This is a genomic window from Micromonospora sp. NPDC048898 (assembly GCF_043198035.1).
Lineage (GTDB): Bacteria > Actinomycetota > Actinomycetes > Mycobacteriales > Micromonosporaceae > Micromonospora.
The window spans coordinates 31,740-45,762 of record NZ_JBICUF010000028.1 but is presented as its reverse complement, the minus strand read 5'-3'; the positions used below and the strand labels follow the sequence as shown (position 1 = coordinate 45,762).

At 69.7% G+C, this 14,023-nt stretch carries 9 protein-coding genes; all 9 read right to left on the bottom strand.

The genetic code is table 11. The features are described from left to right. Window positions 1-139 precede the first annotated feature (139 nt). Window positions 140-772, bottom strand: a complete 633-nt coding sequence (locus ACGFIQ_RS35165) for a hypothetical protein (protein ID WP_393250481.1) — start codon at window positions 770-772, stop codon at window positions 140-142. A gap of 28 nt (window positions 773-800) precedes the next feature. Then, entirely contained in the window at window positions 801-3,221 is a 2,421-nt protein-coding gene (locus tag ACGFIQ_RS35160) for a family 43 glycosylhydrolase (RefSeq protein WP_393250479.1), read from the bottom strand. A gap of 189 nt (window positions 3,222-3,410) precedes the next feature. Further along, entirely contained in the window at window positions 3,411-5,819 is a 2,409-nt protein-coding gene (locus ACGFIQ_RS35155; RefSeq protein WP_393250484.1) for a glycoside hydrolase 43 family protein, read from the bottom strand. 183 nt (window positions 5,820-6,002) lie between these two features. After that, the gene (locus tag ACGFIQ_RS35150; protein WP_393250477.1) at window positions 6,003-8,399 is read right to left on the bottom strand and encodes an RICIN domain-containing protein; all 2,397 of its coding nucleotides are present in this window, start codon (window positions 8,397-8,399) and stop codon (window positions 6,003-6,005) included. A gap of 51 nt (window positions 8,400-8,450) precedes the next feature. Continuing rightward, entirely contained in the window at window positions 8,451-9,302 is an 852-nt protein-coding gene (locus ACGFIQ_RS35145; RefSeq protein ID WP_393250475.1) for a sugar phosphate isomerase/epimerase family protein, read from the bottom strand. Between the two features lie 7 nt (window positions 9,303-9,309). After that, window positions 9,310-10,482, bottom strand: a complete 1,173-nt coding sequence (locus ACGFIQ_RS35140; protein ID WP_357065584.1) for a substrate-binding domain-containing protein — start codon at window positions 10,480-10,482, stop codon at window positions 9,310-9,312. A gap of 25 nt (window positions 10,483-10,507) precedes the next feature. Further along, window positions 10,508-11,491, bottom strand: coding sequence for an ABC transporter permease (locus ACGFIQ_RS35135; RefSeq protein WP_393250473.1), 984 nt, complete (start codon window positions 11,489-11,491; stop codon window positions 10,508-10,510). Between the two features lie 2 nt (window positions 11,492-11,493). Then, the gene (locus ACGFIQ_RS35130) at window positions 11,494-12,468 is read right to left on the bottom strand and encodes an ABC transporter permease (protein WP_393250471.1); all 975 of its coding nucleotides are present in this window, start codon (window positions 12,466-12,468) and stop codon (window positions 11,494-11,496) included. After that, window positions 12,465-13,976, bottom strand: coding sequence for a sugar ABC transporter ATP-binding protein (locus ACGFIQ_RS35125; protein WP_393250469.1), 1,512 nt, complete (start codon window positions 13,974-13,976; stop codon window positions 12,465-12,467). The genes ACGFIQ_RS35130 and ACGFIQ_RS35125 overlap by 4 nt, the downstream gene beginning before the upstream one ends. Window positions 13,977-14,023: the final 47 nt, after the last annotated feature.

The window sequence follows — 14,023 nt, the reverse complement described above, 5'->3', positions numbered from 1 at the left end:
CGGCGGGCGGGGCCCCCCCCCCGGGGGGGGCCCCGGGGGGGGGGGGGGGCCCCCCCGGGGGGGGGGGGGGGGGGGCGCCGGGGGTGGGCGGGGGGGGGGGGGGGGGGGGGGGGCCGGGGGCCGCCCCCCCGCCACACCACTACTCGAACAGTGAGAGCGTGAGCGTGGAGTTGTACGCGCCGGCGGCGACCTCCGCCGGGGTACGCAGGTACAGGTCGGCGTTGACGGAGTACGAGTCGCTGGCGACCGCCTCGGAGTCGAAGGCCGAGACCAACAGCTCCTGGTCGACGAGGCCGACGTTGTTACCCGGCAGGGTTTCCTCGTCCAGGGTGGTCACGACCTCCTCGCCCTCGGTGACCAGGCCGCTGTCGCCGCCGTCGAGCAGGCGGGGCTTCCACCCCAGGTGGTCGGCGGTGATCGGCGCCTGGCCGGACGTGCCCGTGAAGTCGGTCGCGCTGCCGAGCACCGCCCAGCCGGCACCGTCGGGAACCTCGTCGGCGACGCGTGTGTCGGTGACCGTCACCGTCGGCAGCGTACCGACGAACTGGCGAACCAGCAGGGTCGAGCCGTCCTCGGACAGCGCGACGGCGTCGCCGGCGATGGACAGGGCCAGGACGCCCGGTTCCTCGACCTCGTCGATGTCGACGGTCACCCGCACGCTGGCGTCGTCGTCGGGCTCGGCCAGGGCGGGCGACGGCAGCACCGCGGCCCCGACCAGAACCGCGCCGACGGCACCGGCTGCGAGCATCCGCCGCCGTTTGTCTGTGTTCATGTGATCTCCGTTCTCGTCCAGAAGGGGGTTATCCGCCACAGGTGCCGGCGGGGTGTTGCACGGTGCGGACGGTCGTCACGTCCTGTCCACCGATCGCCCCGGTCACCCGGACCGTCGCCGAACCCGCCGGCACCGAGACGGCGCGCGTGTTGAACGACTGGTAGGCGTTCGCGCCTGGCGCGACGGCCGCGAACGAACGCTCCCCGTACGCGGTCTCCAGCGCGATCCCCACCGGCGCGCCATGGTCGTTGCGCGCCTGCACCGCCACGTAGACCCTGCCGCCCACGCACCGCGCCGACGCGGTGAGGGTGACGGGCAGTTCCAGGGTGGCCGCCTGGAAGGCCCAGGTGTCGATCTCGAAGAGGTCGACACCGGCCGGGCCGGTGTAGGTGAAGTAGACGTCGTGCACGCCGCTGACGCCGGCAAGCTCGGCGGTCACCTCGGCCCACTGGCCGACAGGCGTGTCGACGGCGGCCGTGCCGACGACCGGACCGGTGGCGGAGCCCAGTCGGACCTGGATCTGCCCGCCGGCGGCGAGCGCCCGCACCTTCGCCGTCACGCTCCGCGCGCCGTTGTCGCCGAAGTTCACCGACGACAACGCCGTCCAGTCGCCGTTGTCGATGTCGCGGACCGCCAGGTTCGGTGCCGCGCCGCCGAACTGGGCGGAGCCGCCGTCGACCTTCGTGGTCGCGACGCCCTTGCTCCAGCCGAAGGTCTCGGCCTCGAAGACGCGGTACGGGTCGAAGTCGCGGACCTGGTTCACGCCGGCGTAGGTGCCGACGACCTGCTGGATCGTGCCGTCCGGGTTGAACGCAAGTTCCTGGATGTGCGGGCTGCGGTACCCCTGGGTCGTGTTGCCGTTGATGCGCTTGTTCAACGTCGGCGCGTGGTAGGTGAAGTAGTGCCTGCCCTCGAACTCGAAGACCGACTGGTGGTTGTTGCCACCGGTGCCAGCCCCGAAGAACTGCGACTGGTTCGGGAAGAGCACGCCGGCGTAGGTCTCCTTCGGCCACGACATCGGGTTGTCGGAGATCAGGTAGCCGATCTGGCCACCACCGGGGTAGCCGGGGAGCGGCTGCTGGCTGCCACCGAAGTCGTTCCCGCCGAAGTGCGACGAGTACGAGAGGTAGTACTTTCCCTGCCGCTTGAAGACGTGACCCGCCTCGAAGGCCACCGGGGCGTCGACCACAGCGGCCGTGCCCTGGGTCGCGACCATGGTGTCGTCGAGTTCGATGGCCCGGATGTTCTTCGGGTTGTTGAAGCGCTCGGCCGGCGGCATGCTCGTCGACGCGGGGCCACCACCGAAGTAGAGGTACGGTTGACCGTCGTCGTCGACGAACGGGGCCGGGTCGAACTTCCACGCGACGTTCTCGGCACCGGGGGTGCGACCGTCGATGAGCGTGCTCGTACGCTCGCTGGTCCACGGGCCGAGCGGTGAGGCGCCCGTGATCACGTTGCTGGAGCCACCGCCGTTGGCGTAGTAGAGGAAGAACTTCTCCACCCCGTTCACCATCTTCTTGGTGATGCCCGGAGCCCACGAGTTGGCGGTGAACGGGGCCACGCCGTTCGGGCCGGCGACCTGGATCTCACCGTGGTCGGTCCAGTTCACCAGGTCCGCCGAGGAGATCACCGTGATCTGGTTGATGTCGCCGTAGTTGATCCCCGGCGAGACGCCGGTGGCCGGGTTCGGGGCGTAGCCCTGGGTGTCGTTCGTCATGTACATGTACACCCGGCCGTCGTGCACGAGGCCGAAGCCGTCGGCGCCGAACTTGTGCCCGATCAACGGGTTGTGCTCCCCCGGCAGCTTGCCGACGACCTCGATGGTCTTCGACGCCGGTGCGGGCGGCGCGGCGCCGACCACCGACACGTCGTCGAGCGTGAAGTCCATGAGGTGCAGGTCCGGGTCGGTGGACGGGGTGGCCGTCCAGGGGGTCTCGAAGAACAGGCGCGCCGTCGACACGGTCTGCGTCGCCGGGATGGTGAACGTCCCGTTGAACTGCGCCCACTGACCCTTCGTCGCCGTCACGCTGACGAGGTTGGTGTAGGTGCCGCCGCCGTAGTGCATGGTGGCGAAGAACTGCTTGGTGGCCGGTCCGTTCGCGTTCTCGTACTTGATGCGGGCCGTCAGGGTGTAGGCCTGACCGGCCTGCACCTTGCCGCTGAGATCCTGCATCGGCCCGGACCCCGTCGTCGTCCGGCTGGTCACGAGGGCGGCGTTCGCACCGGCGTAGGCATCCGAGGTGGCCGACAACTGGGCGCCGTCGCTGGCGTTTCCGTTGTTGACGAACCAGTTGGCCAGGCCGTCCTCGAACCCGCCGTTGACGACGAGATTCGTGTCGGCGGCCTGGACCGGCGCGGCCCCGGCGCCGAACCCGGCGGCCAGCAGCAGGCCGACTGTCGCGAGCGCCGCGACCCGTCCTCGGGTCGCCCGTCGCATTCGTTGTTCCACGAAACGTCCTCCTTCATCTCTGACGTGCGGTCATCGGTGTACGGGGGATCGGTGGGTGGTCCGGACAGCAGGGGTCGACCGCCGCCACCGGCTCGACCGCGGCCGGCGGAGCGGAACAGGTTTGCTGTTCCGCGCCGCACGGCCGGTCGCCGGTGGTGCTGGTCGCCGAGCCGAGGGCTCGTGGTGGGGTTATCCGCCGCAGGTGGCGCCGGGGTGCGGCACGGAGTGTGCGGTGGTCACGTCCCGGCCGGCGACCGTGCCGGTGACCCGGACCGTCGCCGAGCCGGCCGCCACCGACGCCGCACGCGTGGGGAACGACTGGTAGACGTTCGCCCCCGGCGCCACTGTCGCGAACGACCGGTTCCCGTACGGGGTCTCCAGGGTGATCCCGACCGGCCCGTCCGAGTCGTTGCGCGCCCGCACCGCCAGGTACGCCCGGCCAGCCAGGCACCGCACCTCGGCGCTGGCCGTGACCGGCAGTGCCGCGAGCATGCCGAGTCGGGCCAGTTGGTAGCTGAGTGCGCGCTCCGGGGCGTCGATCTGGTTCTGGGTGCCGAACTGGCCGGCCCGTGCCGCCGTCGCCGCCGCGAGTGCGGACTGCGTCGCGGCCCAGGCGTCGGGCGGGTAGTGGCGCGCGTCGAGCGTGTGCGCGTGGGCGATGGCCGCGTCGAGGGCGACGGTGTCCAGCGGCCGGGCCTGCGCGGTCAGCACGTCGCTGAGCAGGTAGTTGTCGAAGTCGACGTGCCCGCCGGTCTCCTGGGTCGCGTAGTTGAACAGGCCCACCCGGTGACCCATGAAGTGGGCGAGGCTGCCGTCCAGCGTCTGCGGGCCGACGCGGTTGCCGAGCCGGGTCCACGTCAACCCGTCCAGGCTGTAGTAGAACGTCGTCCACAACTGGCCGACCGGCGAGGCGAAGTCGAGGTCCGCCTTCACGTGCACCTCTGTCGCGTCACCCAACGCCACGGTCGTGCCCGCCACGAAACTCTCCAGCGTCGACTGGTCGAGGTCGACCGCGAACGGCTGCGACCGGTTGACGACGCCGAGGGTGTTGACACCGTCGACGCGCTTGACCGCCACGTACGAGAAGCCGCGGTTGTAGGCCGCCAGGCCCGCGACGTCGCCGTTGTTCATTCCGGAGATGTCCATCCGGGTCTGCACCGACTGCCGTGGCCCGAACGTCCGCTGCGAGAGCGTGTTGCGGGCCTCCTCGAACCAGGCCAACTCGGCCCGGTTGGACAGCTTCGTGTAGACGTACTGGCCGGTCACCACCTTGCCGGCCGTCAACCGCAGCCAGCCGTCCCGGTCGGTGAGCGACCAGTACCGGTTGTCCGGTGCGTGGTTCCACTCCCACGCCAGGTCCAGCCGCGACCCGTTGGGGGCGATCTCCGCCGGGTCCAGCGGCGCCGGCACCGTCCACTGCTCGTCCTGGTACGCCCTGTGTGGCGCGTCGTTGACGAAGTCGTCCGAGGCGACGATGCTCTTCTGCCGCTCGAAGACCTCCTCGGCCGGGCTGAGCCGGATCGGCTTGTCGAACACGCCGTTGACCGGCACGACCCCGCCTGCGCCGAAGGTCGGCCACCCGTCCTGCCAGGTGGCGGGGATGAGCGCCGGGATCCGCCCGATCGGGAACGTGTCGCGGAAGAACATGCCGTGCCAGTCGGTGCCGCCACCGGCCCGGCTGATCGGCACCAGGCTGCCCTGCGCGAAGCCGTTGGAGTTGAGCACGCCGCGCGCCTCGTAGGTGTTGACCCCGCCGGCCGAGGTGTAGCGCCCGAGCAGGTCCTTCGACCGGAACATCACGACCTGGCGGCCCTGCCCGGACGGCCAGGTGATGATGACGGCGTAGTACCAGCCGTCGATGTGGTAGACCTGCGCGCCCTCGAACAGCCCACCGATGAACGGCTGCCCCGCGTAGTTGTTCGCGGTGAAGATGTTCGGATAGTCCTGCGTGATGGCTGTCAGGTCGGCGTTGAGGCGTACCGCGCTGGTGCCGCCGGAGCCGTAGAAGATGTACGGCGTGCCGTCGACGTCGAAGAAGAGCGACGGGTCGTGCAGGCCACGGCCGAGGGCGGTGCGCTGCCACGCGCCGTTCTCGATGTCGTCGGTGCGGTAGAGGTACGCCCCGTTGAGGTTGTTGGTGTTGAAGACGGCGTAGAACATGCCGTCGCGGTAGCGCAGCGACGACGCCCACTGACCCTGGCCGTACGAGTTCTGACCGTTGCGCAGCGAGAACGAGTCGCCGATGCTCGCCCGGTCGAAGACGTAGTTGACGATCTCCCAGTTGACCAGGTCGTACGACTTCATGATCGGCGCGCCGGGGCTCAGGTGCATCGTCGTGCTGATCATGTAGTAGGTGTCGCGGCCCTCGTCGTTCTCGGCTGCGGGCACCCGCTCGACGCTGATGTCCGGCACGTCGGCGTTGAGCAGCGGCACCGAGTAGGTGCCGGCGCCGGTGTCGGTCGAGGTGTACGACGAGCGGGGTGACCAGCCCTCGGCGGCGTGGGCGGCGGAGGGTGTGCTCACCAGGCTCGCGCCCAGGAGGACGGCGACCGACGCGAGCGTGCGGAAGCGGCGGGGAACTCGCGGGCGGATCGACACGGCCAAGGTGGACTCCAGACGCGAGAGCGGCGTGAAGCCATCGTGTTATCGCTAACAATGCCTGTCAAGAGCATCAATGAAACCTGCCCGAAGTGTCCGCGTAACCTCAGGCCGGTCAGGACGCACCACGAAGACCCGGGCCGGGGCGAGACCGCCCCAGCCCGGATCCGTTGCTGCCCTAGGTCAGCTGCGTACCTGCCAGCGCTGGTTCGCGCCGCCGCCGCAGGCCCACAGGATCAACTTGGTGCCGTTCGCCGTCGCGGCGCCGTTCGCGTCGAGGCAGAGACCCGACTGCACGCCGGTGATGGTGCCGTTGGAGTTGATGTTCCACTGCTGGTTGGCACCACCGTTGCAGTCCCAGATCACCACCCTCGTGCCGTTCACGGTGCCCTGGCCGGAGGCGTCCAGGCACTTGGTGCCGTAGACCATGAGCTGCCGGCTCGCGGTGTGGGTCCACCGCTGGTTGGTGGCATTGCTGATGCAGTCCCAGATCTGGGCCTGCGTGCCGTTGGTCGTGCTGGAGTTGCCGATCTCGACGCAGCGATTCGACTGGACGCCCACCAGCTGCACGTTCGTCGGGTTGGTGCTGCCACCGCTCTGCACGCCGGCGGTGTTGATCACCGTTTGCGCGCCGGACGGCCAGTTGCCGTTGCTGACCGTGACGTTGCCGTTGACGACGTTGCCGCGGTCACCGTTCGTCACGTTCGTGCTGTTGTTCGTCGACCAGTTGTTGGTGACGGTGAAGTTGCCCATGTTCTCCGCGTACCAGTAGTTGGCGGTTGCCCAGGTGCCGGTGGAGGAGAACACGTTGTTTCGGGCGGTGTAGTAGCGGGAGCCCTCGTCGAAGTAGAGACCGAACCAGCCGTTGGTCCGCAGGCAGTAGTTCTCGGCGATCAATCCGCCCGGGTTCGCCGACAGCGAGTAGATGCAGCCACCGTCGGTCATCTGCTGCATCACGTCGTGGACGTAGTTGCCGATGACCTGGTTGTTGGCGGCGGTGGTCGCCGTCGTGTACCGCGGCTGGTAGTTGTACAGACCCCGGTTGGCGTAGTGCTGGCTGCCGCCGGCGTCGTTGGCGCCCCAGCCGTAGCCGATCGACAGGCCGGTGTACGGCATGTTGTAGACCTCGTTGTGCGACACCAGCGAGGTGTTCACGTAGGTCGTCAGGATCGAGACCACGCCCCGGTACTCCAGGCCGAGGTCGTGCACCTTGTTGTTGCTGATGGTGACGTTGCGGTTGACCATCCGTTGGTCGGTGGGGTGGTGGGCGTCGGCGCGCACGCCGCCCACCACGATGCCACCGGCGGAGTTGCGGGCGATCTCGGAGCGGGTGACGGTGATGTTGTTGGTGCCCAGGCCGACACCGCTGGCGTGGGCGTTGGCGTCGTTGCCGATGCCGATGGCCGTCTGCCCCAGGTTGACGAACTGGGAGTCGCTGAAGCTGATGGTGTTCGCGGCGGAGACCTGCACGGCGGCGGGCATCTGGTTCCAGTTCGGCCGGGTCGCCTCGAACTGGGGGCAGCCGGCCTGGCAGGAGGTCAGCGCGTCGGACGGGCGGGCCCACGTGCCGGTGATGTGCGCGCCGGTCTGCTGGTCGGCGAAGCCGTTGTTGCTGCTCGGGCCGAGCCAGCTGGTGCCGGTGAAGGTGATCCCGCTGAACGAGATGTGGTGCGCGGGCGCGTCGTAGGTGCCGCCGACGTTCACCAGGGACTGCAACTGCGGCAGCTCCACGCTGACCGAGCTCATGTTCTGTCCCGCGAGCGGGATGTAGTTGAGCTGGCCGCTGGTCGGGTTGAGATACCACTCCCCCGCCGAGTCCAGGAACTCGTACGCGTTGGCCAGGTAGAACGGGCCCGCGCGGTGCGGGCTGGACAGCGTGTCGAAGCCGAAGGTGTTGTTGTTCCAGGCCGGCTGCTGCATCGTCAGGAAGTTGCCGCTGATGCTCTGCACCGGCGAGTACCGGTCGGTGAACGAGCCGACGCTCTCCACCTCGACCCGGTTCTGGTTGCCGAGGTTGTTGAGGTAGTTGAGCGCGCTGTTGGTGAACCGCATGCCGGACGTGGTGAAGGTGAAGTCGGCGCGGTTCACGGCGGTACGCGCCCGCGTGGCGACCGCCCCGTTGACGTAGAGCTGACGGGAGTCGATCCCGGCGGGAACGCTGGCCCGCCAGATGTTCTTCCCGGCGTCGACCTGCGTCCAGCCGGTGACCGCCCGGGCGCCGGTGATCGACGGACGCGCTCCGGCGGCAGCCCGCCAGATCACCTGGTAGCCGTTGTTGCCGGAGTCGGCCGCGGTCAGCCGCAGCGGCGACGACAGCCGGTACGCGCCGTCGGCCAACTCCACGACGATGTCACCGGACATCGCGCTGTTGGCCGCCCGCACCGCGGTCTGTGCGGCGGACAGCGAGCAGGGTTGGCTGGCCGAGCAACTGGTGCCGGAGCCGGAGGGCGAGGCGTAGAGGGTGGTGGTGGCCGCGAACGCGGGGGACGACGCGGCGGCCACCGCGACCGCGGCGGTCAACGCTGACGCGGCGACGCCGGCCAACATTCGCCGCAGCGGCGGAACGGGGGAGATGGACACGGGACGGTGCTCCTGACATGAGAGGGGCGGAGGGGGAATGGTGCGTGGTGGTCAGCTGAGGATCTCCCGGAGATAGCGCAGGCCGTCCGTGGCGAGACGGTCCTGTGAGGGGGCCAGCGGACGCCAGATCGCCGCGGCGACCGCGATGGCCTCGTTCTCCCCCGTGAACGACTCGATGCAGATCGCACCCTGGTAACCGGTGTCCCGCAGGACGGTGAAGAAGCGGGGCCAGTCGAAGTGGTCCGCACCGGGAGCGCCGCGGTTGGAGCCGCTGACCTGCACGTGCTTGATGTGCGGGGCAGCGACGGCGAGAGCCGCGTAGGGGTCGGCCTCCTCGATGTTCATGTGGTACGTGTCGATCATGATGCCGACGTTCGGCGGGAGCCCGTCGATCAACTCGACCGTCTGCTCGATCGTGTTGACGACGCTCGTCTCGTAGCGGTTCAACGCCTCGACACCGATGCTCACGCCCAACTCGCCGGCCTGCTCGGCAACCGGCGCCAGGGCCCGCCGGAAATCCGCGTAGCAGGCCGCGCGAGCCGCCGGTGACATCCGCCAGGTGCGGCCGACCGAGGCGTACACCGGGCCGCCGACGCACCCAGCGCCGACGGCCGCCGCGCTCACCACGCAGCCCTTGAGGTACGCCACCGTCGACTCGACCACCGCTGGCGCAGCGTCGACCAGCTCCCGCCCCGGCGAGAGGGCCGCGCAGACGCCGGCGGCGACGAGGCCGTGCTCGGCCAACAGGTCCCGGGTGCGGACCGGGTCCCAGTCGCCCGGCTGCTCGATCGGCAACTCGACCGCGTCGAAGCCGAACGAGGCGATCCGCGGGATCAGCTCGGCCAGGGCCTCGTCGTCGACAGGCGAGGCCCACACCCAGGGGTTGACGCCGATGGTGTACATCAGGACCCTACTTCCAGCGCTGCGGGTAGCCGGGCAGGTCGGTGCAGCCGCACATCGCGTAGTGCAGCGGCGGCATGCCCGCGTCGAGATACGTGTCCAGGTTGTCCTGGGTGACTGTCGGCTGCGGCAGCTTCCACGGGTTCGACACCTGCTCGCCGTCGAGGATCCGCAGCGCCGCGATGATCGGCGTACGCCACTGGTAGGTCGGGTACGTCGGCGCGATCGCGGTGAGCTTCTTGTCCTTCCAGATCTTCAGGAAGTCGAGCTGGTCCTCGCCGTTCATCGGCGGAACGGGCTTGCCCGCGTCCTGGAACGCCTCGACCGCCGCGACGGCCACCGCTCCGGCGTCCATCCAGACGCCGTCGATCGTGCCGTACCGCTGGATGTAGTCGTCGACGATCTTCTTGGTCTTGGCCGGGTCACCGTCGGTGAACTCGACCCCGACGACGTCGACCTTCGCCTTGTCGAACGCCACCTTCGCCGCCGACCAGCGGGTCTCCAGGACGTCGACACCGGGCAGGATCCGCAGGGCGAGGACCTTGCCGCCCGGCTTCATCTTCTGGCTGACGAACTCGGCGCCGACGTGGCCGAACCCGTAGCCGCCGATGGGGTTGATGAACGTCACCGGGCACTTCGTGTTGACGCCCCGGTCGAAGACGACCACCGGCAGACCCGCCTGGCAGGCCGCCTCGACGGCCGGGGTCAGCGTGGCTGTGGTGTTCGGCGAGACGATGAGCGCGGAGCAGCCCTTGCCGAGCAGGTCGTTGATGTCCGCGATCTGCTTCTGGTCCTTGCCCTCGGCGTCGACGTGCACGAACTCCTTGATGCGGCTCTTCTGCGCCTCCACCTCGGCCTGCATGGTCTTGAATCCGACCTGCCGCCACGGGTTGTTCAACGCCGCGTTCGAGAAGCAGATCTTGTGCGGACCCTTCTTCTTGAACTTGGCGGTGTCCACCAGCTTCGGGTTGAGCACCTGCTCCCACGGCTTGTCGGCCGGGCCCGTCGCGGTCGCGCTGAGCAGTGCCAGCTCGGCGTCGTAGTCGGCCTGCACGAAGAACTTCGACTGCTCGCCGGTGCCCGATCCGGCGGCGGTGGAGGCACCGCCGGACGGGCCCGCGGAGGGCTCGTCGGTGGCACAGGCGGTGAGGGACAGCAGGGTGACAGCGGCCAAGGCCGCCATGGAACGTCGCACTATGGATTCCCCTTTATCTCGACGAAGAACGCGTTGCCGAGACCGCCACGGCGAGCAGGATGATCCCGCCCTGGACGGTCGACCTGAGGGCGCCGGAGACGCCGTAGAAATTCATGAGGGCGAACAGCAGTTCCAGGGTCAGCGCACCGAGCATCGCGCCGACGACCGAACCGCGACCCCCGCCCAGCGCGACGCCACCGAGCACGACCGCGGTGATCGCACCGAACTCCAGCCCCGCGCCGGCCTGGAACGACACGCCGCTGTAGCCGCCCAGCAGGATCGCCGCGACCGCCGCCGCCAGGCCGCTGAGGATGAAGGCGATCGTCCGGGTACGCCAGACGCTCACGCCGCTCAACTCGGCGGTGCGCGGATTGTCGCCGACGGCGACGAGCGTGCGGCCGAAGTCGGAGCGCATCAGCAGCACGGCCACCACCGCCAGGGCCACCAGGACCAGCAGCGCGAACGGCACGCGACCGAGCACCGGCACGTCCTCGAAGGCCCGCCGGCCGAACCGCCGGAACTCCTCGGACAGCCCACCCTTCGGAGCACCGTCGGACCACAGGTAGACCGCACCGACCAGGATCAGGAACATGCCGAGGGTGGTGATGAACGACGGCACCCGCAGCCGGGTCGTGATCACGCCGTTGACCAACCCGACGAGTGCGCCGAAGACGAGCAGGAGCAGCACCACGGGCCAGGTACGCGTCGGGTCGCTGTCGATGAGCCGGGCCGCCACGACCACCTGCGCGGTGACCAGGGAGCCGACGGACAGATCGAACTCGCCGGAGACGATCACGAAGTACTGGCCGGCGGCGAGCAGGATGATCGGCGCCGAACGCCCGAGGAACGACATCAGCGACGGAGGGGCGAGGAAGTCGGGCTGTCGAATGCCGACGAGCACCACCAGCACCGCGAGGATCGCGAGGATCGGCAGGAGGCCACCCGGGCGGATCCGCGGGAGACGCAGCGGCAGCGTACGACGCTGAACGGTCTGCATGGCTAGGCAGCCGCCTTTCGCATGGCCCTGCGGGCGTAGACGGCGACCGCGGCGATGATGATGGCGCCCCGGATCACCTGCTTGAAGAACGCGTCGACCTCGAGCTGGTTGAAGATCGCGTCGATGCTGGCGAGCAGCAGCACTCCCCCGACCGTGCCGATGACGCCGCCGCGCCCACCGGCGAGAGCGGTGCCACCGATCACCACGGCGGCGATCGACTCCAGGTCGTAGAGGCCCTCGGTGCCCACCCGGGGCGCGCCCGAGCCGAGCCGACTGGCGAGGTAGATGCCGGCAAGCCCGGCACACATCGAGCACAGCACGTGGGCGGTGACGAGGACCCGGTCGTTGCGGACGCCGGAGAGCCGGGCGACCTCCGGGTCGCCGCCGACGGCGACCAGGTGGTGACCGAAGCGGGTCTTCGAGAGCGCGAACCAGGCCGCCGCGGTCACGGCGACCAGCAGCAGGAACGACACCGGCACCGGGCCGATGCGCTGGTAGCCGAGCGCTTGCACGAGCGACGGCGCGGTGGTGCCGGCCGGCCCGTCGTAGCCGTTGTCGAGGTAACCCTTGAGCAGCAGCCCGACGCCGAGGGTCGCGATGAACGCGTTGACCCGGAGTTTGGTGACGAGGAACCCGTTGAGCAGCCCGACGCCGGCGCTGACGACGAGCACCAGGCCGATCGCCGGGAGCACCGCGCCGTCGCTGCCGTTCATCGTCTCGGCGGCGACGAGGGTGCTGAGGCTGATCACGTACGCCACCGAGAGGTCCAGCGACCCGCCCAGGATGACGAGTGTCTGGCCGACGGCGACGAGCCCGAGGCCGGCCGCCACGTGCAGCAGACTCACCGTGGTGGACTGGTTGAAGAGCTGGCCACCGTCGACGAGGACGACCAGCCAGCCGATCGCGAGGGTGAGGGTCAGGGCCACGAAGACGCCCGGTACGGCGCGGCGGGCCGGCAGGAGCGACAGCGCACTCATCGGGCGGCCTCCGGCACGGCGCCGACAGCCAGGGTGACGACCTCTTCCTCGCTCGCGCCGGCGGGCAGCTCGCCCGCGACACGGCCGTCCCGCATGACGACGATGCGGTCACTCATGCCCAGCAGCTCCGGCAGATCAGACGAGATCATCAGCACGGCCGCGCCGTCGCGGGCGAGGCGGCGGACGAGGTCGTGGATGGCCGACTTGGCACCCACGTCGATGCCGCGGGTCGGCTCGTCGAAGAGCAGGATCCGCGGGTTGAGCGCGAGCCAGCGGGCCAGCACGACCTTCTGCTGGTTGCCGCCGGACAGGAAGCGGATCTCCTGGTCGTCGCCCGCACCACGGACCTCCACGGCGTTGAGCAGCTCGCGCACCCGAACGGTCCGGGCCGCGCGGCCGGACCGGGCCGCGAAGACGGCCCGGCTGGCGAGCAGCGCGTTGTCGAGCACCGACTGTCGGGGGACGATCCCCTCGCCCTTGCGGTCCTCGGTGACGTAGGCGATGCCGGCCCGCATCGCGGTGCGGGGTGAGCGCAGTCGGACCGGCCGGTCGTCGAGCGTGACGTCACCGGTCGTGAACGGCGACACCCCGAAGATCGCACGGGCCAGCGCGGACCGCCCGGAGCCCTGGAGGCCGCCGATGCCGAGCACCTCGCCGGCGCGCAACTGGAGGTTGATGTCACTCAGCTTTCCGTTTCCCACGTCGCGGAGGTTGAGCCGCACCGGACCCCGGTCCTCGGGGGCGGCCCGGTCCGGGTAGTAGCTGGACAACTCCCGGCCGACCATGTGCCGCACCAACTCGTCGCCGGTGGTGTCCGCGGTGTCCACGGTGGTGACCCGGCGGCCGTCCTTGAGCACGGTGATCCGACTCGACAGGTCGAACACCTCGGCGAGACGGTGCGAGACGTACAGCAGACCGATGCCGCGTTCCTGGAGTCGGCGCACCAACCCGTAGAGCAGCTCGACCTCGTGGTCGGCCAGCGCCGCGGTCGGCTCGTCCATGATGAGCAGCCGGGCGTCCAAGGCGAGCGCCTTGGCGATCTCGACGACCTGCTGCTGCGCGACGCCGAGCTGCCCCACCCGGGCGTCGGCCGGCAACGTGGTCTCCCCGATCGAGGCGAGCAACCGCGTGGTGTTGTCGAGCATCGCCCGCCGGTCGACCAGACCGCGCCGGACCGGCTCGTGCCCCAGGTAGACGTTCTCCGCGACGGTGCGCTCCGGCAGCAGGTTGAACTCCTGGTGGATGATGCCGACGCCAACCCGCTGGGCGTCGCGCGGTCCACGGAACGTGCGCGGCTCACCGGCGAACTCGACGGTGCCCTCGTCCGGGGCGTACCCGCCCGAGACGATCTTCATGAGAGTGGACTTCCCGGCGCCGTTCTCACCGACGACGGCGTGCACCTCGCCCGGCGCGACATCGAGGTCCACACCGTCGAGGACGCGCACCCCGAGGAAGGATTTACCGATGCCCCGGAGGGTGAGCAGTGGCGCCGGCAATGGGTCTGACATCCCGAAGGCCCTCACAGATAGTAGTCATCGACAAGGTGCACGGGTCG